Source organism: Pelagerythrobacter rhizovicinus (assembly GCF_004135625.1).
GTDB lineage: Bacteria > Pseudomonadota > Alphaproteobacteria > Sphingomonadales > Sphingomonadaceae > Pelagerythrobacter > Pelagerythrobacter rhizovicinus.
Genome location: NZ_SDPV01000001.1, coordinates 406,445 through 427,500, shown reverse-complemented (window position 1 = coordinate 427,500; position 21,056 = coordinate 406,445). Strand labels below are relative to the sequence as shown.

Genomic DNA, 21,056 nt, shown 5'->3' with positions numbered 1-21,056 from the left:
CGATCCTGACCGCGGCCGGAGGATTGATCTATTGCCTGTGGCTGGTGCTCTTCGCACGCGAGACTGTCGACGACCTGGTACGGCTCGTGCGCGGGAAGGTGTAGCGGCTTTCCCTTGCGGCAACGGCCTCAGGCGGCCTGCAGCGCCGCAACCGCAGCGCGCGTAGCATCGATATAGGCGTTCCCGACATAGCGGCAGCTCCCGATAAAGTGGATGAACCGCGCATCCTCGGGGATTCCGTCGTTCCAGAAGTTGAAATAGCGCGCGTAGGGAAGGAGCAAGGCGTCCGGCTCGTTCGCGATGACCACGTTCGACGTCACCTGCTCGCTGCCCCAGCGCGACCAGCGCTCCTCCCCGAGCAACCGGGTGGCTTCCTGCGAGAAGGCTTCCGCCAGCACCCGTCCGTTCCCGCCGCGCGCGAACCCGGCGAATCCGGAGCAGCCGCGTACATAGCGCGGGTTCGCCACGTCCGGCAGCGCGACCCTGTCCATGCCGCATTCGATCGCGCCCTGCACATGCGCGGCCGGGTTGAGGAAGTAGGCAGCGTCATCCGTCAGGCTGGCGATCTCCGCGAACGACAGAAATCGCGAGTCGGGGTCGCCGCGCAAGGTAAAGCTGCGATTGGAGTCGATCGCCTCCGCGATCTCCGGCACCGCTGCCAGCGTCACCGTGTCCGAGTCGAGCTGGATCACGTAGTCATCGGCGCGCAGATCGAGAATCGTCAGCAGCCGTTCCCAGGTTCCGCCCCGGGGACACGGACCCGTGTCGACATCCCCGATGGAGATTATCCGCGGGTTGTCGAGATGGATGGCGAGCACAGCCCGGTCCGGCTCCGTCAGCGTACCGTCGTCCAGTATTACGATCCGCCCTCTCTGCAGTCTCGCGTGCAGCGATTTCACGGCGACGAGGTAAGGCAACAGCACGCGCGTACCGATCATTGAGAATAGTACCAGCCCGTCCTCGGCCGCTCTCACCGGCGGCGTGTGGAGAACGTGACGAGCGACAGCGCGGTGCGCACGCTCCTTCCATAGCCAATTGAGTTTCTTTGCGATCCTGTTCATCAGTCGTCCCGGCAGCCCTGGCATTCGGCATCCCGATCGTTTCCCCACCGAGAGCCGTGTCTTCATGATGGCTGTTTGACGGGATAGCAACGGGAAGCCGGGGCGTCGGCCCCGATGTACGCCGCGTCCCGTTCGGGCACTCCTGCACTCTTCGGATGAGTATTCCCGGCCTGCCGATAGGCATCTTGCCGCCAGGGCGGCCGGCGGCCCCCAGGCCTGCGGCCCCTTCGGCCGCAACCCGGCATGGCGCATCGATACGCGACGGATTGGTAGCGTGGCGCGGTGTGTGGTATGCAGATGGACGATCCGAATGGGAGATCGTCATGTCGCTCCTCGTTCTCGCTGCCGGCGCGCTGATCCAGATATCGACGCCCGACCCCGCCGAACCGCCGGCACCGGTGTCCACGCCGGTGGCGGATCCCGCGCCGGTCGAAACGTCGGCGCTGCTCGACAAGATGGCCGGCGCAGGAGGCGAGACCATCGAGAGCATGACCGACTACTACGAGCGGATGACGGTGCCGGTCACGATCGGCGGGGAGGGTCCGTTCCGTTTCATGATCGATACCGGCGCACAGGCCACGGTCGTCACCCGCGGGCTCAGCGAGCGGCTCGGGCTCAAGCCGCTCGGCAACGCCACGGTGATCGGCATGGCGAGCAGCCGGCAGGTCCAGCTCGTCGAGCTCAACGGCCTCGAATTCGCGGCGCGGACGTTCGACGATCTCCACGTCCCGCTGCTCGAGGCGCAGCATGTCGGAGCCGACGGAATCCTCGGGCTCGACAGCCTGCAGGACCTGCGCGTGCTGATCGACTTCCGCAAGGGAACCATCGCCGTCGACGATGCCGAGGCGCTCGGCGGCAACCGCGGCTACGAGATCGTCGTGCGCGCGCGGCGCAAGCTCGGCCGGCTGATCATCGCCGATGCGCAGATAGACGGGGTGAAAACCGCCGTGGTGATCGACACGGGCGCGCAGGGCAATCTCGGCAATCTCGAGCTGCAGCGGCGACTGCGCGCGAAGAAGCTGGAGCAGGTGCGCTCGACCGACGTCCATGGCGTCGACCTCGTCGGCGATCTCGACTTCGTCGATTACCTGAAGATCGACGAGTTCCAGCTGACGAACCTGCCGATCGCCTTCGCGGACGGGCCGGCATTTGCCGCGCTCGGCCTCGACCGCAAGCCGGCACTGGTCCTCGGCATGCGCGATCTGCGCCTGTTCGATCGAGTGGCGATCGACTTCGAATCGCGCGCCGTGTTGTTCGACATGCCGCGCGGCTATGCGGCGCGCAGCCGGGGCGTGCGCTATGGAGGGTTTCCGAGCCGCTTCTAGCAGGCCGATCCATTGCACGGAGACGGCCGCGTAGCCACATAGCCGCGCGATGCCGCCCGACGCCCCCTCCCCCGCCCCTGTCAGGCACGACGGCTGGGCGACGATCCGGCGCTTCCTCCCTTATCTCTGGCCGCGCGACAATGCCGCGCTGCGGCGGCGGATCGTCATCGCGCTGATGCTGGTGCTGGCGGCGAAGGGGGTCACGCTCGCCCTGCCCTATGCCTACAAGCGCGCGGTCGATGCGATGACCACGCCGGCGAACGAGGCGGCGATGGTCGCGATCGCCTTCGTCATCGCCTATGCCGCGGGCCGCTTCGCCTCGGTCGGGTTCGACAACGCGCGCAACGTCGCGTTCGAACGGGTCGGCCAGGAAGCGACCCGGCACCTCGCGGAGGACACGTTCTCCCGCCTCCACCGCCTCTCTCTGCGCTTCCACCTTTCGCGCCGCACGGGCGAGGTCACCAAGACGGTCGAGCGCGGCACCAAGAGCATCGATTCGATGCTCTACTTCCTGCTCTTCAATATCGCGCCCACGGTGATCGAGCTCCTCGCGGTCGCGGTGATCTTCTACCTGAACTTCGGCTGGGGACTGGTGCTCGCGACCGCGGTGACGGTGGTCGCCTACGTCGCGGTGACGCGCTGGATCACCGAATGGCGCACCAAGCTGCGCAAGGAGATGAACGACCTGGACGGGCAAGCGCTGTCGCGCGCGGTCGATTCGCTCCTCAACTACGAGACGGTGAAATACTTCGGGGCGGAAGGCCGCGAGCGCGAGCGCTATGGGCGCGCGGCCCGCGCTTATGCCGAGGCGGCGATCCGCAGCGAGAACTCGCTCGGCCTGCTCAACGTCGCGCAGTCGCTGATCACCAATCTGCTGATGGGCGGCGCCATGGCCTATACCGTCTGGGGCTGGAGCCGGGGCGAGCTGACGACGGGCGACCTCGTATTCGTCAACACTTACCTCGCGCAGCTCTTCCGCCCGCTCGACATGCTCGGCTGGGTCTACCGCACGGTGCGCCAGGGGCTGATCGACATGGCTGCCATGTTCGAGCTCATCGACACCGAAGCGGAAATCGAGGACACGCCGGGCGCGCCCGCGCTAGTCGTCCGCCGGCCGAGCGTCGCATTCGAGAACGTCGTGTTCGGCTACGATCCGGGGCGGACGATCCTCCACGGTCTCAGCTTCGAAGTGCCCGCCGGTGCGCATGTCGCGATCGTCGGCCCCTCGGGCGCGGGCAAAAGCACAATCGCGCGGCTGCTGTTCCGCTTCTACGATCCATGGTCGGGCCGCGTGCTGATCGACGGGCAGGACATCGCCCGGGTCACGCAAGCTTCATTGCGCGCGGCGATCGGGATCGTCCCGCAGGACAGCGTGCTCTTCAACGACACGATCGGCTACAACATCGCCTACGGTCGCAACGGCGCGACGCACGACGAGATCGTGCGCGCCGCGCGCGATGCCGCGATCCTGCCGCTGATCGAGCGCCTGCCCGACGGGTTCGAGACCGAGGTCGGCGAGCGCGGCCTGAAGCTCTCGGGCGGGGAGAAGCAGCGGGTTGCGATCGCCCGCACGCTGGTCAAGAACCCGCCGATCCTGCTGCTCGACGAAGCGACCAGCGCGCTCGACTCGCGCACCGAGCAGGACATCCTCGCCACGCTCCACCGCGTGAGCGAGAACCGCACCAGCCTGTCGATCGCACACCGCCTCTCGACCATTGCCGATGCCGACGAGATCCTGGTGATGGAACACGGCCGCCTCGCCGAACGCGGCAGCCATCCCGTGCTGCTGCGCGCAAACGGTCTCTATGCCGAAATGTGGCGCCGCCAGCAGGCGGAGGACGAGGCTACGCCGGAACTCAGCGCTGCAGGCTCTGCATCCGCTTGAGATAGCGGGCGAGAACATCGATCTCGAGGTTCACCCGGTCGCCCTCGGCCAGGTCGCCGAGCGTGGTGACTTCGGCGGTGTGGGGGATCAGGTTGAGGAGGAAGTCGCACGCGCCGTCTTCCTGATCGCGCACGTCGTTGACGGTGAGCGAGACGCCGTCGACCGTGATCGAGCCCTTAGGCGCGACGAAGGGCGCGAAGGCCGCGCCGGTGCGGATCGCGACGGTGGTCGAGCCGCCCTCGGCGCGGACCAGGCGGACCTCGCCGACCGTGTCGACGTGGCCGGTGACAATATGCCCGCCGAGCTCGTCACCGAGCTTGAGCGCGGTTTCGAGATTGAGCCGGCGGCCGGCGCGCCACATGCCGGGCACGGTGCGCGAGACCGTTTCTGCCGAGACGTCGACCGCGAACCAGGCGTCTCCCGGCTCGCCGCCGCGCTCCACCACCGTCAGGCACACGCCCGAGCAGGCGATCGAGGCGCCGATCGCGATCTTCTCGGGGTCATAGGGGCAGGCGATCCGCAAGTGCAGGTCGCCGCGCTGCTGCGCCTCCTCGATGGTGCCGATCGCGCTGACTATGCCGGTGAACATTGTTCGCTCCCTATCCGGGCGCGCTCATAGGCCTCGCAGGTGTCGCTGCCAAGCTGCCGCCGTTCGGCGAGGCGCCAGCGGCCGTGCGCTTCGGCAAGAGAGGCGAGGCCGATGTCGCCGAGCGCCGGGGTGCCGGCGCCGATCAGGACGGGGGCGCGGTAGAGCTCGAGCCGGTCGACGAGATCGGCCGCGAGGAAAGCCGCTGCGGTTTGCGCGCCGCCTTCGACGTAGAGGTACTGCACGGCTTCGAGCCCCGCGATCTCCTCGGGCGCGGCGATCGTTTCCACCGTCTCGTCCTCGACGGTGCGTGAGAGGACGACGCGGCGCGGGCTGCACGCCTCGAGGCCGGGCAGGCGCACGTCTAGCCGCGGGGCGTCGGCGCGCCAGGTGGCGCCGCCGACGAGGATCGCATCGGCCATGGCGCGGCGCGAATGGACGTGCGCGCGGGCCGCCTCACCGGTGATCCAGCGGCTCTCGCCGCTCGCGGTGGCGATGCACCCGTCGAGCGAGGTGGCGAGCTTGAGCGTGACGTGCGGGCGGCCGTGCTCGGCGCGGGCGAGGTAGCCGGCAAGGCTGGCGCGGGAAGCGGCGCAGTCGGCCGTTTCGACCGCGATGCCCGCTTCGCCGAGCCGCTCGATGCCGCGGCCGTGGGTGCGTTCGTCGGGATCGCGCGCGCCGATCACCACGCGCGCAGGCGCCGCCTCCGCGATCAGGTCGGCGCAGGCGGGACCGCGCCCGGAGCGGTGGGCGCAGGGTTCGAGCGTGACGTAGAGCGTGGCGCCGCGCGCCGCGTCGCCCGCTTCGGCGAGCGCGATCGCCTCGGCATGGGGGCGTCCACCCGGCCGGGTCCAGCCGCGGCCGACGACTTTGCCGTCATTGACGATCACGCACCCGACAGCGGGATTGGGGCGGCTCAGCGGCCGGCCGCGCGCCGCGAGACGAGCGGCGGCGGTGAGCCAGGCAGCGTCACTCGGCGGGTTCGGCAATGGATTCGCCGATCAGCGCCTCGCGCCGTGCCTTTTCCGCGGCTTCCTCGCGCGCGCGCTCCGCGGCGGCCTCGCGCTCGATCTTCTCTACGTCCATGCCGGCCGCGCGGCCGAAGGTGCGGTAGATCTCGCGCCGGATTTCGTCTCGCTCGGCCTGCTCGGCGGCCAGCGCGTCCTTGCGCGCCTCGTTCGCGATGTTCGAGGCGATGATCTCCTCGTCCGTGCGCCCCGGCGCGAAGGTGGTGATGTAGGTGACCTGGGGCCGCTCCGGTGGCAGGTAGTACCGTTCCTGCAGGACCCAGAAAAGCAAGGTCCCGGTCATCAGCATGGAAAGGCCGAGAATCGGCCAGCGATAGGGCTGCGGCCGGCGGATATAGGCCCAGAAATCGCCGACTCCCTCGGCCGGATTGAGGCGGCTGATCAAACGCATGGCGCCAAGATAGGCGCTCGCGTGCCCAAGCGCCAGTGCCGGGAATTCATCGCGGATGGAGGCGGCTCTCAGCCGAACGGCGCGTAGAGCGTGCGGCCGCGATCCTTCAGCCAGCCGTCGGCGGCGGGAAGGTCGCCGTCGTAGATCCGCGTGAGGGCCGCCTTGAACGCCGGGCCGTGGTCGAAGTGCAGCAGGTGCGCGACTTCGTGCGCGACGACCGAGCGGCGCACCGCATCGGGCGCCATGACCAGCCGCCAGTTGATCCGCACCGTGCCGTCGCTCGCGCAGCTTCCCCAGCGCCGCTTCGCCCGCGACAGGCGGAGGGCCGGAGCGGGCACGCCCGCGGCGGCGCAGAAGTGGACGAGGTCGGCCTCCATCAAGCGCAGCGCCTCGCCCTCCAGCCAGCGGCGCAGGCGCAGGGACAGGTGCTTCTCGGGCCCGCCGATCGCGATGGCCCCGTCGCTCAGCACCGGACGACGCGGAGCGTTGGGCGACCAGGCGATGGCGAGTTCCTCACCGCGGTAGGCGAGCGTGCCGCCGGCTTCGGGCGGCGCGGCGCGGGGGAGAGCCTCGAGCTGCGCGGCGAGCCAGTCGCGGCGAGCGTGAGCAAACTCGACCGCTTCGGCTGTGCGGCCCCAGCGCGGCAGGGTGACCCGCACCGAGTCGCCCTCCGGCGCGAGCCGCAGGACCATGCGCCGCGCGCGCGGATGGCGCACGACGAGGATCGGCAGGCGCCGCTCCCCCAGCACGATCTCCGGCGCGGCCCGCGCATCGCGCCGCAGCCAGTCAATCACCTGTCGCTCCAGTCGACGATATGGTGTTCGAGCGGCCCCGCCTCGGTCTCGCTGACCACGCGGCCCGCGACCGAGGCGCCGGCGCGCTTCACGCTCTCGGGATCGCCGGTCAGCAGCGGATGCCAGTCGGGCAGCGGCTCGTCCGCGGCGCGCCGGCGGTAGGCGCAGCTCTCGGGCAGCCAGCTCACCGTGCCGACGATCTTGAGCGTCAGGCGCAGGCAGTCGGGCACGAATGCCTTGCGGTGGCGATAGTCGCGGCAGCGCGCGGTTCCGGTGTCGAGCAGCTTGCAGGCGACGTTGGTGTCCTCGATCTCGCCGGTGTCGGCATCCTCGATCTTGTGCAGGCAGCAGCGGCCGCAGCCGTCGCACAGCGCCTCCCACTCCTCGCGCGTAAGTTCCGCGAGCGGACGCTCCCAGAACCGGTCCCTCAGCGCACCCATCGGGCCAGTTCCGCGGCGATCGCGTCCGCCCCTTCGTTCGCCGGCAGGATCGCGACCGGCGATCCGTCGGGCGCGAAGAGATAGACGACGTTCGAATGGTTCATGTCGTAGGCGCCGCCCTCTCCCTCGCGGCCGCGCGAGAAGAACACGCCGAACGTCTTCGCGACCGCCTCGATCTGCTCGGGCGTGCCGGTCAGGCCGACCAGCCGAGGATGGAAGTTGGAGACGAATTCGGCCACCACTTCGGGCGTGTCGCGCGCCGGATCGATGGTGATGAAGATCGGCTGGACCTGCGCGCCCAGCTCGGGCTCCGCCTTCTCGAACTGCGTCAGCCCCTGCGAGAAGCGCTGCACGTCGGTCGGACAGATGTCGGGGCAATAGGTATAGCCGAAATAGACGATCCGCCACTTGCCGTCGTAATCGGCCCAGCGGTGCACCTTCCCGTCGCCGCCGGTCAGCGCGAAGGGCCCGCCGATGGCGGCACCTCGGAGCGGCGCGGTTTCCAGCGCGGGCTGGCTGTCGCATGCGGCGAGAGCCAGTGCGGCGGAGAGGGCGATCAGAGTTCTGGGGAGAGGCATGGCGCGGCGCTTCATGCTCTGCTAATCCGGCTTCCGCAAGGGGGCGCCAAGGGCTCCCGGAATACGACGACGAAAGGTAGGGAAGACATGGCCCGCGCCGTTCTGCGCAAGGCGACCCTGGCGATCGGACTGGCAGCCGCGATCGCGGCCGCGCCCGCCGCCGCCCAGTTGATGTCCGAAGGATACGAGTTCCTGGAAGCCGTGCGCGAGCGCGACGGGACCAAGGTGACCGAGGCGCTCAGCCAGCCGGGGGCGGTCGTGGTCAATGCGCGCGACATCTCCACCGGCCAGACCGCGCTGCATATCGTGACCGAGCGCCGCGACGCGGTGTGGATCCGCTTCCTGACCGCCAAGGGCGCCAATCCCAACGTGCGCGACAAGACCGGCAATACCCCGCTCGCGATCGCGGTGCGTCTGGGCTTCGTGGAGGGGGCGGAAGAGCTCATCGACGCCGGCGCGCGGGTCGACGATGTTTCCGCCACCGGAGAGACGCCGCTTATCGCGGCTGTCCATCGGCGCGACAACGCCATGGTCGAACTCCTGCTCAAGAAAGGGGCCAACCCGGACCGGACCGACAATTCCGGCCGCTCGGCACGCGACTATGCCGAACTGCTCGGCTCGAACAGCCGCATCGCTCACGCGATCGCAGAGGCGGACGAGAACAAGGCCAGCGCCGGAGCCAGCTACGGACCGCGGTTCTGAGATGGCAGTTTCAGGCGACCTGACACTCGACGAACTGCGGCTCGCGCTGGCGCCCGCGGTCGCCGACTCGGCGATCTTCGACGGCTGGACCGAAGCAGCCGTGCGCGTGGCGGCGGAGATCGAAGGCGTCGATCCCGACGTCGCCGCGCTCGCCTACCCCGGCGGGGCGATGGACATGATCGCCGCGTGGTTCGAATCGATCGATGCGGCAATGGCCGCGGCGCTGCCGCCCGAACAGCTCGCGGGCATCAAGATCCGCGCGCGAATCGCAGGGCTGGTGCAGGCGCGGCTCGATGCCATGCTCGGGCGCGAGGAAGCGCTGCGGCGCGCGCTGTCGATCATGGCCATGCCGCAGAACGCGGCGCGCAGTCTCAGGCTCGGCTGGCGCAGCGCCGACGTCATGTGGCGGCTCGCCGGCGATACGGCGACCGATTACAACCACTATACCAAGCGCGCACTGCTCGCCTCGATCTACGCCGCGACCGTGGCCGTGTTCGTCGACGACGAGAGCGAGGGCAAGGCGGAGACGCGCGCCTTCCTCGATCGGCGAATCGACGGGGTGATGCGGTTCGAGAAGGCCAAGGCGCAGCTCCTGAACAGTGGCGGCGACGGCTTCAACATGGCGCGATTCCTCGGGCGGCTGCGCTATCCGGCGCGCTAGTCCGGAAGCTCTATTGATAATCAGTTGCAAATGACGACCGCTTCCCATAGCGGACATGGCATGACTCTCGACCAGCTCGATCGCGGCCAGCGAGCGACCGTCCTTTCGGTCGACTGGGCCATCCTCGCCCCCGAAGACGCAAAGCGCCTGCAGGCGATGGGGCTCGACCAGGGCGCGCATGTGGCGGTTGCGCACCGCGGCGTGTTCGGCGGCGTCGATCCGCTTACGGTGACCGTCGGCCGCATGACCGTGGCGGTGCGCCGGGTCCATGCGGCGGCGATGACGGTGGAAGCGATATGAGCCGCCAGCGCAGGGCCGCCCTCGTCGGCAATCCCAATTCTGGCAAGAGCGCGCTGTTCAACGCGCTCACGGGTGCGCGGCAGAAGATCGCCAACTATCCGGGCGTGACAGTGGAGCGCAAGGCGGGCCGGCTGATCCTGCCCTCGGGCGCGCCGGTCGAACTGATCGACCTGCCGGGCAGCTATTCCTTCGACGCGGCGAGCCCGGACGAGGAAGTGACCCGCAAGGTCATCCACGGGGAGTTCCCCGGCGAAGCCCTTCCCGAAGTGCTGGTTCTGGTGCTCGACGCCGCCAACCTCGAGCAGCACCTCGTGTTCGCGCAGGAAGTGATCGCGTTGGGCCGGCCGACGGTGGTTGCGCTCAACATGCTCGACCTCGCCGAGCGCGACGGGCTGACGCTCGACCCGGCCGCGCTCGAGAAGGCGCTCGGCGTCCCGGTGATCCCGACCGTCGCGGTGCGGCGCAAGGGCCTCACCGAGCTTGCCGAAGCGATCGAGCAGGCGGATGTGCGGGCGGCCGCCGATCCGTCTCCGGCAAGCCCCCGCCCCGCCCTCGCCCTGTCCGAGCGGCGGCAGGAAGCGCGGAAAGTGGCGAAAGCGGCGATCGTCGCCGAATCGGCACAGCACCGCATCCACGCGCAAGTCGACCGGGTGCTGCTCCACCCCTGGATCGGGCCGGTGATCCTGTTCGCGATCCTGTTCGTGATGTTCCAGGCCGTGTTCGCCTGGGCGACGCCGTTCGCGGACGGCTTGGAGGCCGCGGTGACCGCGATCTCCGACTGGGTCGTGGCGACTTTCCCCGGCGGTTTCCTGCGCGATCTGGTAACCCAGGGCATTCTCGCCGGCGTCGGCTCGGTGGTCGTGTTCCTGCCGCAGATCGTGATCCTGTTCGCCTTCATCCTGGTGATGGAAGCGAGCGGCTACATGGCGCGCGCGGCCTTCATCATGGACCGGATGATGGCCGGCGTGGGCCTGTCGGGGAAGAGCTTCATTCCGCTGCTCTCCAGCTTCGCCTGCGCGATCCCGGGGATCATGGCGACGCGCAGCATCGCCGATCCGAAGGACCGGCTGACGACGATCCTGATCGCGCCGCTGATGACCTGCTCCGCCCGGCTGCCGGTCTATGCGCTGATCATCGCCGCGGTGATCCCGCAAACGACGGTGGGCGGGGGCATCGGGCTGCAGGGTCTCGTCCTGTTCGGGCTCTACGTCGCCGGGATCATCGGCGCCATGGCCGCGGCGCTGCTGCTGCGCCGCACGGTGACGCAGGGTTCGGCGAGCGGCTTCATCATGGAAATGCCGCGCTACCAGATGCCGCGCCTGCGCGATCTCGCGATCGGGCTGTGGCAGCGCGCATGGATCTTCCTGCGCCGCGCGGGCACGATCATCTTCGCCGCCACCATCGCGCTGTGGGTGCTGCTGAGCTTCCCCCAGGCCGAACCGGGCGAGAGCCAGATCGACGCCTCGTTCGCCGGCATGGTCGCCGACGGGGTGCACGCGGTGGTCGAGCCGATCGGGTTCAACCGAGAAATGGCATTGGCGCTGGTGCCGGCGATGGCCGCGCGCGAGGTCGCCGTGTCCTCGCTGGCGACGACCTACGCCGTCGCCTCGGAAGACGAAGAGCAGACCGCGCTCGCGCTCGAGCACGAGGTCGCGGCGCGCTGGAGCCTGCCGACCGCGCTCGCGTTCCTCGCATGGTTCGTGTTTGCGCCGCAGTGCCTCTCGACGATCGCCGTGGCGCGGCGGGAGACGAACGGGTGGAAGTGGCCGGCGTTCATGGTCGGCTACCTGTTCGCGCTCGCCTATGTCTTCGCGGGGCTGACCTATTGGATTGCGGTGGCGCTGGGGCTGTAGCGGCTTCGGGCGAAAATATCCTCAGGATTGGCCCGGTCTCGGGGTGGCGCGGCTTGGGCCCATTGGTTAAGCCGTTCGCCACACCCGAAAGAGGAAAGCGAATCCATGGCCGGCAGCCTCAACAAAGTCATGCTCATCGGCAATCTCGGCGCCGATCCCGAAGTACGCGAGTTCCAGAACGGCGGCGCGGTGTGCAACCTGCGCATCGCGACCAGCGAGCAATGGAAGGACCGCAACACCGGCGAACGGCAGGAGCGGACCGAGTGGCACAGCGTGGCGATCTTCTCCGAAGGGCTGATCAACGTCGCCAAGAATTACCTGCGCAAGGGCAGCAAGGTCTACATCGAGGGCCAGCTCCAGACCCGCAAGTGGCAGGACCAGAACGGGCAGGACCGCTATTCGACCGAAATCGTGCTGCGCGGCTTCAACGGCACGCTGACCATGCTCGACGGCCCGCCGGGCGCGGGCGGCGGCGGCGGCGGCGGCGGTGGCCAGCGTAGCGGCGGCGGCGGTTGGGACCGCGGCGGCTCTTCGGGCGGAAACGACGGCGGCTGGAATCAGGGCGGCGGCCAAGGCTCGGGCGGCGGCCAGGGTTCGGGATCGCGCGGGGGCTCGAACTTCGACGACCTCGACGACGATATTCCGTTCTAAGGACCGCCAAGCGCCTTCGTAGCGCGCGATCGGTGCTCGTGTGCGGCGCGGCTAGCGTCCGTCGAACAACAATTTGACGTAGTCGTGCAGCAGCCGCGCCTGGCGGCCGACCACCTCCTTGTCCTTCAAGGCCCGAGAGGTGACGATTGCACCATCCGCCACGACGCTGAAGTGGTCGGCGAGCGCCACGAGATCGGTTTCGATCTTCGGCGGATAGCGATCGGCGATCCGGCTCAGCCATTCGTGGAAGCGTCCGCGCCAGAGCAGGATCGCGTCGGACGCCATGGCCGAGACTTCCCGGTTGAAGGCGCGGTCCTGATAGATCACCGATGCGACGAGGCAGCCCGGATGAACGTTGGGCAAGTCGTCCATCATCTCGGCGAAGAGCCTGAGGAAGATCAGGAAGCTTTGCAGCGGATCGTCCGAGAGCGTCCGCGCACGCTGCGCGAGTTCGTCGAGAAGTTCGCTGTCGCGCTCGACGAAGCGGGCGACGAGTTGCATCGCCAGGTCGTCCTTGTCGCGGAAGTGATAGAAGAAGCCGCTCTTGGTGATCCCCGTGGCTTCGACGAGCTCGTCGATCGAGGTCGCGGCGAATCCTTTGCGCAGTACCGCTTCTTCGGCGAAGTCCATCAGCCGCTGACGCGTGCGTTCGCCTTTGGTCAGCTCGGCGGACTGTACCGCCGGTCGGTTCTTCGGCTCGAGAGTGCCGTGCATCGCCTCCCTCCGTTCCTTGCGACCTGAAAAACAGGCCTGCCAAAACAGCAGTTTGCCGGGCTCTTCGAATCTACCGACCATGGGCCCGCTAGAATCGGTCGCAGACCCACCGGTAGATTGTGCCCACCTTTTCGGCGCGACCTCGTGCACCTTCTACCACGCTTCTGTCCGTGGTGGGAGGGCCGCCTGGGCTCGCGCCCTCACCCATAGAGGAGACACGAGATGACCGAAACTTTGACGGCTACGCCAATCACGGGCCACGACCTGCCGCAGCTCCAGGGAAAGCTGTTCCTGACCGACGGCGGTCTGGAGACCACGCTGCTTTTCCAGGAGGGGGTGGACCTCGCCTGCTTCGCCGCCATCGACATGCTGCGCAAGCCCGGCGGCCGCGCGCATCTGGAGCGCTATTTCGAAACGTATCTGGCAATCGCCAAAGAGGCGAAAGCCGGTTTCGTGCTGGAAAGCGCAACCTGGCGGTCGAGCCGCGACTGGGCGGAACCGCTCGGCATGTCGCTGGGAGAACTCGCGGCCTACAACCATGAGGCGATCGAGATGCTGGTCGACCTGCGGGCGCGGCACGAGACGGCGGAGTGCCCGATCGTGGTGAGCGGCTGCATCGGCCCGCGCGGCGACGGCTACAACCCCGCGGAAATCATGAGCGTGCAGGAAGCCCGCGAGTACCATTCATGGCAGGCGCGGACGTTCGGGGAGGCCGGTGCGGACATGATCGCCGGCATTACGATCACCAATGTCCCCGAGGCGATCGGGATCGTGCAAGCAGGGCAGGAGGCGGGCCTCCCCTCGGCCATTTCGTTCACGGTCGAGACCGACTCGCGGCTGCCGACCGGCGATACGCTGGAGCAGGCCATTGCCGCAGTCGACCAGGCGACGGGCGGCGGGCCGGCCTACTACATGATCAACTGCGCGCATCCCTCCCACTTCAGCCCGGCGCTGCTCGCCGGCGGCGGGTGGACCGGGCGGATCAGGGGCCTGCGGGCCAATGCCTCGCGGCTCAGCCATGCCGAACTCGACGGAATGGAGGAACTCGACGCCGGCAATCCGGCGGAGCTCGGCCGCGAATATGGTGAACTGGTCGCCGCGCTGCCGCATCTTGCGGTACTCGGCGGCTGCTGCGGCACCGACCATCGCCACATCGCCGCGATCGCGGCGGCTGCGGTGCGCTAGCCCGCGGCCGGTCTCCTGCTCCTCGTCCAGTCGGGCACGAGCCGGCGGTGCCCGGCTTGTGGCTGCGAGGTCCTGCAAGAGCTGACGGGGCGCTCAGTCCTTCTTCAGCGCTCTGAGCGCTTCGGCGAGCGGGCCAGCGGCGCCTTCCTCGAGGATGCCGGCTTCCTTGCGCGCGACGTCCGCGTTGGGGCCGGTCGCGTAGGGATCGATCGCGAGGCCGAGCGACTGGGCGACCGCTTCGCCGAGGTCGAAGGCATCCCCGCTATACTCGATCTCGTCGAGTTCGCTTTCCTCCAGCTCGATTTCCTCATCGGGCACGCTGCGCGCCACCTCGGGGACGAAACGCAGGGCAATCGGCTCGTCGATGCGGACCGGGAAATCCTCGCCCGAGATGCCGCAGGTCTGCACGATATTCGCCTCGAGCCGGCCCGACACCGCCACCTCCTCGCCTTCGCGCTCCAGCGTGACGTCTGCAGCGAGCCGCTCCACCGAAACGATCCCGAAGCGCTCGGCGAGCGCCGCGCGTTCCTCCGCATCCGCCTCGATCCGCATAGGGCGGGCGTCGATCTGGCGCAGCTTGACGATCCGGGACAGTTCGCTCTCGCTCATCGTGCGATCTCCGCCCGCAGCAGGGCATCGTCCGGGGTTTGCTGCAGGGTGCGGTGGAGCGCGCGCAGCCGTGCGGCGACGCAAGCGGGGCTACCGCCCTCGCCGAACGTGACGTTGCGGGTCACTGCGTCGGTCAGCGCCGCATCGCCGGTGTCCGCGAGCCCCGCGCGGTAGGCGCCGATGCGGCCGCCGAGCGCGCTCATCAGCTTGCCCACGCGCTTGCCGAGCGTCGGATCGCCGATCCCCTGCTGGCGAAGCTGGCCTTCGATGTCCTCGACGAACAGCTCGGTCAGCAGCGCGGCCTGTGCGCGCAGGCCCTCCTCGCGCTCCATCCGCACGATCACTGCTGCGAGCGCGGTGGAGAGCATGTCGAAGCGCCCCTCCTGCGTGTCGGCGACGCCGCATTCGGCATACCACTGCGGCTCGCGGGCGATACCCACGACGGCGCGCCACAGCGGCACGAAGCGCTCCCTTGGATCGGTCTGCCGACCGAAGATCTTCGCAAGCAGTGACATGGCCGTTCGTGTTCGTCCCCAAATTGGTCAGGTGTCCGGTTCGATGTTCAGGGGCAATTCAACCCCGCCGCCGCACAGCGCGCAAGCGGCAAAGTTGCAAGCACGCGCGCATCGCCGTAAGGCTCGCGCCGATAGAAGGTTTCGCCGCGCCTGGCAAAAGGCGCGTGCGTCGATTTCGGAAGGTTTCTCGATGCAGGCAGGTAAGGCTTTGGGCGTGGCGGCGGTTGTGGCGGCGCTGGCCCTGGGCGGATGCAGCGCGATCCGCGAGAATCGCGGATACATCCAGGATAGGACGCTCGTTTCGGCGATCCAGCCCGGCATCGACAACGAACGCTCGGTCGCGGCCACGCTCGGCCGGCCGAGCTTCACCAGCCAGTTCGGCGAGGAGACCTGGTACTACGTCTCCAGCACCACCGGCCGCCGGCCCTTCGTGCGCCCGACGATCCGCGAGCACTCGGTTCTCGCGGTGAAGTTCGACGCCGCGGGCAACGTCCTCTCGACCGAACAGTCGGGGCTCGACCGGGTTGTCTACCTCAGCCCCGACGGCGCCGCGACGCCGACCCTCGGCCGCGAACGCGGCTTCTTCGAGGACCTGTTCGGCAATATCGGTCAGGTCGGCACGCCGGGTGCGGCCGGTCCGGGCGGCCCGGGGGTCTAGCGCTTCGCTTGACCGCCGCCCGCGCCACCCCATATCGCGCGGCATGGACGAGAACGCGGCATGAGTGAGAGCACGGCGGGCCACGGCCTGATCCAGTGGCACGGCACCACCATCATCGGCGTCAGCAAGAACGGCAAGACCGTCGTCGCCGGCGACGGCCAGGTCTCCATGGGCAACACGGTGATGAAGCCGAACGCCCGCAAGGTCCGCCGCATCGGCAAGGACGGTGCGGTCGTGGCCGGGTTCGCCGGCGCGACGGCCGATGCCTTCACCCTGTTCGAACGGCTGGAAAAGAAGCTCGAGCAATATAGCGGTCAGCTCATGCGCGCCGCGGTCGAGCTGGCCAAGGACTGGCGGACCGACAAGTACCTCCGCAATCTCGAAGCGCTGATGATCGTCGCCGACAAGGACGCCCTGCTCGTGCTGACAGGCAACGGCGACGTGCTGGAGCCCGAGGCGGGGATCGCCGCAATCGGTTCCGGCGGCAACTACGCGCTCGCCGCCGCCCGCGCGCTCGATGCCTACGAGGACGACCCAGAGCAGATCGCGCGCAAGGCGATGGCGGTCGCAGCCGACATCTGTGTGTTTACCAACGGCAATGTGACGGTGGAGACGGTCTAAGCCCCCTCCCCTTCTGGGGAGAGGGTTGGGAGAGGGGAATGCGACCCCCTCTCAACTCCGACTAGCCTGCTGCGCAGCCAAGTCTCCGTATCTCTCCCCTGAAGGGGAGAGAGCAATGGGAAGAAAATGACCGAAGCACTTACCCCCAAGGCGATCGTCGCCGCTCTCGACGAACACATCATCGGACAAAAGGAAGCCAAGCGCGCGGTGGCGGTGGCGCTGCGCAACCGCTGGCGCCGCCAGCGGCTCTCGCCCGACCTGCGCGACGAGGTCACCCCCAAGAACATCCTGATGATCGGCCCCACGGGCTGCGGCAAGACCGAGATCAGCCGGCGCCTCGCCAAGCTGGCCGACGCGCCGTTCGTGAAAGTCGAGGCGACCAAGTTCACCGAAGTCGGCTACGTCGGCCGCGACGTCGAACAGATCGCGCGCGACCTGGTCGAGGAAGCGATCCGGCTGGAGAAGGACCGCCGCCGCGAGGCCGTGCGCGAGGCGGCGAGCAAGGCGGCGATGGACCGGCTGCTCAAGGCGCTCGTCGGCGAGAACGCGAGCGAGGCCACTCGCGAATCGTTCCGCGAGCGGATCGTCCAGAACGCGATGAACGAGGTCGAAGTCGAGATCGAGGTGGAGGAGGCGCCGCAGATGCCCTTCGACCTCGGCGGCATGGGCGGCAACGTGGGCATGATCAACTTGTCCGACATGCTCGGCAAGGCGATGGGCAAGACGCCGATGAAGCGGCGCAAGCTCAAGGTGCCCGACGCCTGGGACAAGCTGGTCGAGGAAGAGGCCGAGAAGCGCATGGACCAGGACGACGTCGCCCGGGTCGCGCTCGAAAATGCGGAGACCAACGGCATCGTCTTCCTCGACGAGATCGACAAGATCGCCGTCTCGGACGTGCGCGGCGGCTCGGTCAGCCGCGAGGGCGTGCAGCGCGACCTGCTGCCGCTGATCGAGGGCACCACGGTCTCGACCAAGTACGGCCCGATGAAGACCGACCACGTGCTGTTCATCGCCAGCGGCGCGTTCCACGTGGCAAAGCCTTCCGACATGCTGCCCGAGCTCCAGGGTCGTCTGCCGATCCGGGTCGAGCTGCGCGCGCTGACCGAGGAGGATTTCGTGCGCATCCTGTCGGAAACGCGCGCCAATCTCGTCGCTCAGTACAAGGCTCTGCTCGGCACCGAACAGGTCACGCTCGAACTTGGCGACGACGCGGTGCACGAGATCGCCCGAATCGCGGCACAGGTGAACGAGAGCGTCGAGAACATCGGCGCCCGCCGCCTGCAGACGGTGATGGAAAAGCTGCTCGAGGAACTGAGCTTCGAGGCGGAGAATCACCACGGCGAAACGGTGACGATCGATGCGGCCTACGTGCGCGAACGGCTCGAGGAACTCGCCGAGGACAGCGACCTTTCCAAGTACATCTTGTAGCGCCGCGGCGTACCCGATATGTTCCCCTTGGCGAATCGATGGCCAGACGAGGCGAAGGCCAAACGAAGCGAAGGGAGAGTGCGATGACGGGTGGCGGATGCCATTGCGGCGCAGTGCGCTATCGGATCGAGGGCGAGCCGAGGCATGCTTCGGTCTGCCACTGCGAGGATTGTCGTCGCTGCGCCGGCGCGGCCGGCGTCGCCTGGATGGCGGTCGGTAACGAGGAGTTCGCGATCGTCGAGGGGGAACCCGCGCTCTACCGTTCCTCTCCCGATGCCGAGCGTTACTTCTGCGGCACTTGCGGCACCGGGCTCTACTACGTGAACGAGAAGATGCTGCCGGGGCTGGTCGACGTCCAGATCGTCACGCTCGACGATCCCGAAAACTACGCGCCGCAGATCCACGTGCAGACCGCCGATGAACTGCCGTGGGAGGCGTCGCTGCCCGAACTCCCTCGCTTCGAGCGCTATCCCGGCTGACCGGCGGCGTGTCGCCTTCGTCCCGTTGGCGGGACGGGGCGCCGGTCTCCATTCAGGCAGGCGCGGGAATCGCGCCGCCCCCCCTGCCCGTCCGAAAGATTTGCAGCGCGAGGGATGAGCCGCCTTCGTTCACGTCCGGCCCGGCCTTACCTGGTTGACGTTATGGTATAACATCATCTACCTGCCCCTCGACATCAGCCAAGAGGGGTCACCAGTATGAATTTGTCAGGTTGCACGCGGCGGAAGCGGTTCTGGCTCTCCGCGGCTTCGATCGCGCTCGTGTCGCCCGCGGCCGCGGGGGCGCAGGACATGGCCACGGACGAGGAGGCGCGCGAACGCGGCCAGCGAGGCGATATCGTGGTCACCGGCACCTCGCTCGAGCGGGAGGAGGCGAGCGAGCCGCTGCCGGTCCAGGTCCTCGCCGGCGACGAACTCGCGCACCGGCGCCAGGGCGGCCTCGGCGAGACGCTCGCGGGCCTGCCCGGCGTGCACCTCGACAGCTTCGGCGGCGGCGCCTCGCGCCCGGTCATCCGCGGCCAGACCGTCCCGCGGATCGAGATCCTGACCGACGGCGCCAACCTGTTCGACGCTTCGTCCGTTTCGCCCGACCACGCGATCGCCGCCGATCCGCTGCTGCTCGACGCGATCGAGATACAGCGCGGCCCGGCCACGGTCCGCTACGGGGGCAACGCGCTCAACGGCGCGGTCAACCTGATCGACAGCAAGGTGCCCAAGGCCGTGCCCCAGGGCGGCTATACCGGCGCGACCGAAGTCCGCTACGGCACCGGCGACGAGGAGAAGACCGTCGTCGGCCGCGTCACCGCCGGCATCGGCTCCTTCGCCGTGCACGCGGAAGGATCGCGCCATGTCGCCGAGGACTACGACGTCCCCGACGCCTACGGCAGCGACCGGCTCAAGGACTCCTACGCCAAAGGGTCGAGCTACAGCTTCGGCGCCTCATGGGTGACCGAGAAGGGCTATATCGGCGCCGCCTATACCCGGCAGGACAGCGAATACGGCCTGCCGGGCCACAGCCACGCCAACGCGCCGTGCCACACCCACGGCCTCGACCTGCACTGCGGCTCGCACGGCACCCCGCCGCCGCTCGTCTCGGCGCCCGACGATCATACCGCCTATATCGACCTCCGCAGCGAGCGCTTCGACATCCGCGCGGACTACGACCGCCTGCTGCCGGGGCTCGAGCATACCCGCCTGCGGCTGTCCTACACCGACTATATGCATGAGGAGATGGACGGCGCGTTCCTGTTCGCGCGCTACGGCAACGAGGTCTACGACGGGCGGCTCGAGCTGACCCATGCCCCGCTGCTCGGCTTCACCGGCACGTTCGGCGTCCAGTATACCGACGGCACCTTCAGCGGTCTCAACGTCAACGACGTCTATCGCGGCTACGACAGCATCTACGACATGAAGACCGAGAACGTCGGCCTGTTCCTGACCGAGCGGCGCGCGTTCGGGCCGGTCGATGTCGAGCTCGGCGTGCGGCAGGACTGGCGCACGATGCACGCGGTGAAGAAGCACTGGACGTCCTACTACATTCTTCCCCCGGGATTCGAGCTGACGCCGGAGATCGAGGAGATGTATTCGGGCTTCTACGACGACTATTTCGCGTCGAACTATCCCCCGTCCGAGCCCAATCCCTTCTCTGTCTCGGCGAGCGCGACCTGGAACATCGATGCGGGCTATTCGCTCGGGCTGACGCTCGCCCGCTCGCAGCGCGCGCCGAACGTGCGCGAGCTCTATGCGCGGGGGAACAATCTCGCGACCAACAGCTACGAGGTCGGCCTGGCGCGCACGGCGACCATTTCCGACGAACTGCCCGCGCCGGTGACCGATCTCGTCGAGACCAACAAGTCGGTCGACCTGACTTTCCGCAAGACCGACGGGCGCACGCGGTTCGAGCTCGGCGCCTTCTACCAGGACGTCGACGACTACATCTTCGCCCGCCTGATCGAGGAGGAGCGCGAGACCGGCCGCCCCCATCTCCTGCTGGTCTATACCGCCGCGGACGCGCGGTTCTTCGGGATCGACGGGCAGATCAGCCATCAGCTCGCGCCCGGATCGCTGGTCACGCTGTTCGGCGACTACGTCGACGCCGAGCTCAAGAGCGAGGACGACAACCTGCCGCGCATCCCTCCGGGGCGGCTCGGCGCGCGGTATGAATGGACCTCCGGCCCGGTCTCGGCGGACGTCGAATACTACCACACCTTCAAGCAGGACCGCGTGGCTTCCTACGAGACGCCGACGGGCGGTTACGACATGCTCAACGCGACGCTCGCCTACCGGTTCGACGTCGGCGGCGGAAAGTCGGTCGAGCTCTACGCCCGGGGCACGAACCTGACCAACGAGCTGGCCTACGTCCACACCTCGTTCGTCAAGGACCAGTCGCCGCTCCGCGGCCGCAGCGTGGCGATCGGCATGCGGCACAGCTTCTGAGCGCCGGCCGGATCCGGCCGCGCCACGGGTTCGTCACGCGGAACGGGGGGCACGGAGGGAGGGGCGAAGGGGCGCGGCCCTCCCTCCATCCATCAGCCCGGCGAAAGCCGGCGCCCTCTCCCCGGATCGGACTTTGCC

General features: G+C 68.4%; 24 protein-coding genes (1 of these 24 cut by a window edge). 14 read left to right on the top strand and 10 right to left on the bottom strand.

Features of this window, described 5'->3' with window-relative positions; all coding sequences use genetic code 11:
- Nucleotides 1-104, top strand: the end of a protein-coding gene (locus ETX26_RS02150; protein ID WP_129523058.1) for a lipopolysaccharide biosynthesis protein. Its footprint begins 1,369 nt before the window's first position; 104 of the gene's 1,473 nt are visible here — the last part of the coding sequence; its start codon lies off the left edge, out of view; it ends in the stop codon at nucleotides 102-104.
- A gap of 24 nt (nucleotides 105-128) precedes the next feature.
- Here the strand turns inward: ETX26_RS02150 and ETX26_RS02145 are convergent, their stop codons facing one another.
- The gene (locus tag ETX26_RS02145; RefSeq protein WP_129523057.1) at nucleotides 129-1,061 is read right to left on the bottom strand and encodes a hypothetical protein; all 933 of its coding nucleotides are present in this window, start codon (nucleotides 1,059-1,061) and stop codon (nucleotides 129-131) included.
- Nucleotides 1,062-1,384: 323 nt separating this feature from the next.
- On the opposite strand from ETX26_RS02145, the gene ETX26_RS02140 reads away from it, so the two are divergent.
- Entirely contained in the window at nucleotides 1,385-2,386 is a 1,002-nt protein-coding gene (locus ETX26_RS02140) for an aspartyl protease family protein (protein ID WP_225425456.1), read from the top strand.
- 49 nt (nucleotides 2,387-2,435) lie between these two features.
- Nucleotides 2,436-4,271, top strand: coding sequence for an ABCB family ABC transporter ATP-binding protein/permease (locus ETX26_RS02135; RefSeq protein WP_129523056.1), 1,836 nt, complete (start codon nucleotides 2,436-2,438; stop codon nucleotides 4,269-4,271).
- Here the strand turns inward: ETX26_RS02135 and ETX26_RS02130 are convergent.
- The 6 genes from ETX26_RS02130 to ETX26_RS02105 all read right to left on the bottom strand — a co-directional run bounded on the left by ETX26_RS02130 (nucleotide 4,243) and on the right by ETX26_RS02105 (nucleotide 8,103).
- Entirely contained in the window at nucleotides 4,243-4,860 is a 618-nt protein-coding gene (locus ETX26_RS02130) for a riboflavin synthase (RefSeq protein ID WP_119513053.1), read from the bottom strand. The two genes, ETX26_RS02135 and ETX26_RS02130, sit on opposite strands and share 29 nt — an antisense overlap.
- Nucleotides 4,845-5,846, bottom strand: a complete 1,002-nt coding sequence (gene ribD, locus ETX26_RS02125; RefSeq protein ID WP_129523055.1) for a bifunctional diaminohydroxyphosphoribosylaminopyrimidine deaminase/5-amino-6-(5-phosphoribosylamino)uracil reductase RibD — start codon at nucleotides 5,844-5,846, stop codon at nucleotides 4,845-4,847. Before ribD ends, ETX26_RS02130 begins: the two co-directional genes overlap by 16 nt.
- Nucleotides 5,827-6,276, bottom strand: coding sequence for a hypothetical protein (locus ETX26_RS02120; protein ID WP_129523054.1), 450 nt, complete (start codon nucleotides 6,274-6,276; stop codon nucleotides 5,827-5,829). Before ETX26_RS02120 ends, ribD begins: the two co-directional genes overlap by 20 nt.
- A gap of 68 nt (nucleotides 6,277-6,344) precedes the next feature.
- A complete protein-coding gene (locus ETX26_RS02115; protein ID WP_129523053.1) occupies nucleotides 6,345-7,070 on the bottom strand; it encodes a M48 family metallopeptidase in 726 nt (241 codons plus the stop codon).
- Complete coding sequence (locus ETX26_RS02110) at nucleotides 7,067-7,510, bottom strand: YcgN family cysteine cluster protein (RefSeq protein ID WP_129523052.1); 444 nt, start codon at nucleotides 7,508-7,510, stop codon at nucleotides 7,067-7,069. Before ETX26_RS02110 ends, ETX26_RS02115 begins: the two co-directional genes overlap by 4 nt.
- Entirely contained in the window at nucleotides 7,498-8,103 is a 606-nt protein-coding gene (locus tag ETX26_RS02105; protein ID WP_129523051.1) for an SCO family protein, read from the bottom strand. The genes ETX26_RS02110 and ETX26_RS02105 overlap by 13 nt, the downstream gene beginning before the upstream one ends.
- 72 nt (nucleotides 8,104-8,175) lie before the next feature.
- Between ETX26_RS02105 and ETX26_RS02100 the strand changes: the two genes are divergently transcribed.
- From ETX26_RS02100 to ssb, 5 genes are all read left to right on the top strand, one after another.
- Complete coding sequence (locus ETX26_RS02100; protein WP_129523050.1) at nucleotides 8,176-8,790, top strand: ankyrin repeat domain-containing protein; 615 nt, start codon at nucleotides 8,176-8,178, stop codon at nucleotides 8,788-8,790.
- A 1-nt stretch (nucleotide 8,791) separates the two neighbouring features.
- Nucleotides 8,792-9,451: a COQ9 family protein gene (locus ETX26_RS02095; protein ID WP_129523049.1), complete on the top strand. Its 660-nt coding sequence runs from the start codon at nucleotides 8,792-8,794 to the stop codon at nucleotides 9,449-9,451.
- A gap of 30 nt (nucleotides 9,452-9,481) precedes the next feature.
- The gene (locus tag ETX26_RS02090; RefSeq protein ID WP_404825254.1) at nucleotides 9,482-9,751 is read left to right on the top strand and encodes a FeoA family protein; all 270 of its coding nucleotides are present in this window, start codon (nucleotides 9,482-9,484) and stop codon (nucleotides 9,749-9,751) included.
- Complete coding sequence (gene feoB, locus ETX26_RS02085) at nucleotides 9,748-11,604, top strand: ferrous iron transporter B (protein WP_129523048.1); 1,857 nt, start codon at nucleotides 9,748-9,750, stop codon at nucleotides 11,602-11,604. Before ETX26_RS02090 ends, feoB begins: the two co-directional genes overlap by 4 nt.
- 105 nt (nucleotides 11,605-11,709) lie before the next feature.
- Nucleotides 11,710-12,255 carry a single-stranded DNA-binding protein gene (gene ssb / locus ETX26_RS02080; RefSeq protein ID WP_129523047.1) on the top strand — a complete coding sequence of 182 codons (546 nt, stop codon included), beginning with the start codon at nucleotides 11,710-11,712 and terminating at the stop codon, nucleotides 12,253-12,255.
- 51 nt (nucleotides 12,256-12,306) lie between these two features.
- Here ssb and ETX26_RS02075 read toward each other — a convergent pair whose 3' ends face one another.
- Entirely contained in the window at nucleotides 12,307-12,969 is a 663-nt protein-coding gene (locus ETX26_RS02075) for a TetR/AcrR family transcriptional regulator (RefSeq protein WP_129523046.1), read from the bottom strand.
- 222 nt (nucleotides 12,970-13,191) lie between these two features.
- On the opposite strand from ETX26_RS02075, the gene ETX26_RS02070 reads away from it, so the two are divergent.
- Nucleotides 13,192-14,154, top strand: a complete 963-nt coding sequence (locus ETX26_RS02070) for a homocysteine S-methyltransferase family protein (RefSeq protein ID WP_129523045.1) — start codon at nucleotides 13,192-13,194, stop codon at nucleotides 14,152-14,154.
- Nucleotides 14,155-14,247: 93 nt separating this feature from the next.
- Here the strand turns inward: ETX26_RS02070 and ETX26_RS02065 are convergent, their stop codons facing one another.
- Nucleotides 14,248-14,763 carry a YceD family protein gene (locus tag ETX26_RS02065; RefSeq protein ID WP_129523044.1) on the bottom strand — a complete coding sequence of 172 codons (516 nt, stop codon included), beginning with the start codon at nucleotides 14,761-14,763 and terminating at the stop codon, nucleotides 14,248-14,250.
- The gene (locus tag ETX26_RS02060; RefSeq protein WP_129523043.1) at nucleotides 14,760-15,278 is read right to left on the bottom strand and encodes a ubiquinol-cytochrome C chaperone family protein; all 519 of its coding nucleotides are present in this window, start codon (nucleotides 15,276-15,278) and stop codon (nucleotides 14,760-14,762) included. Before ETX26_RS02060 ends, ETX26_RS02065 begins: the two co-directional genes overlap by 4 nt.
- Before the next feature lie 190 nt (nucleotides 15,279-15,468).
- On the opposite strand from ETX26_RS02060, the gene ETX26_RS02055 reads away from it, so the two are divergent.
- From ETX26_RS02055 to ETX26_RS02035, 5 genes are all read left to right on the top strand, one after another.
- On the top strand, nucleotides 15,469-15,936 hold the full coding sequence (locus ETX26_RS02055) for an outer membrane protein assembly factor BamE (protein WP_129523042.1): 468 nt from the start codon (nucleotides 15,469-15,471) through the stop codon (nucleotides 15,934-15,936).
- Between the two features lie 60 nt (nucleotides 15,937-15,996).
- Entirely contained in the window at nucleotides 15,997-16,557 is a 561-nt protein-coding gene (hslV, locus tag ETX26_RS02050) for an ATP-dependent protease subunit HslV (RefSeq protein ID WP_129523041.1), read from the top strand.
- Between the two features lie 126 nt (nucleotides 16,558-16,683).
- Nucleotides 16,684-17,985 carry an ATP-dependent protease ATPase subunit HslU gene (hslU, locus tag ETX26_RS02045; protein WP_129523040.1) on the top strand — a complete coding sequence of 434 codons (1,302 nt, stop codon included), beginning with the start codon at nucleotides 16,684-16,686 and terminating at the stop codon, nucleotides 17,983-17,985.
- An 83-nt stretch (nucleotides 17,986-18,068) separates the two neighbouring features.
- Nucleotides 18,069-18,464, top strand: coding sequence for a GFA family protein (locus tag ETX26_RS02040; protein WP_129523039.1), 396 nt, complete (start codon nucleotides 18,069-18,071; stop codon nucleotides 18,462-18,464).
- A gap of 309 nt (nucleotides 18,465-18,773) precedes the next feature.
- Nucleotides 18,774-20,918 (top strand): TonB-dependent receptor domain-containing protein, encoded by a 2,145-nt coding sequence (locus tag ETX26_RS02035; protein ID WP_225425455.1) that lies wholly within the window; start codon nucleotides 18,774-18,776, stop codon nucleotides 20,916-20,918.
- Nucleotides 20,919-21,056 lie beyond the last annotated feature (138 nt).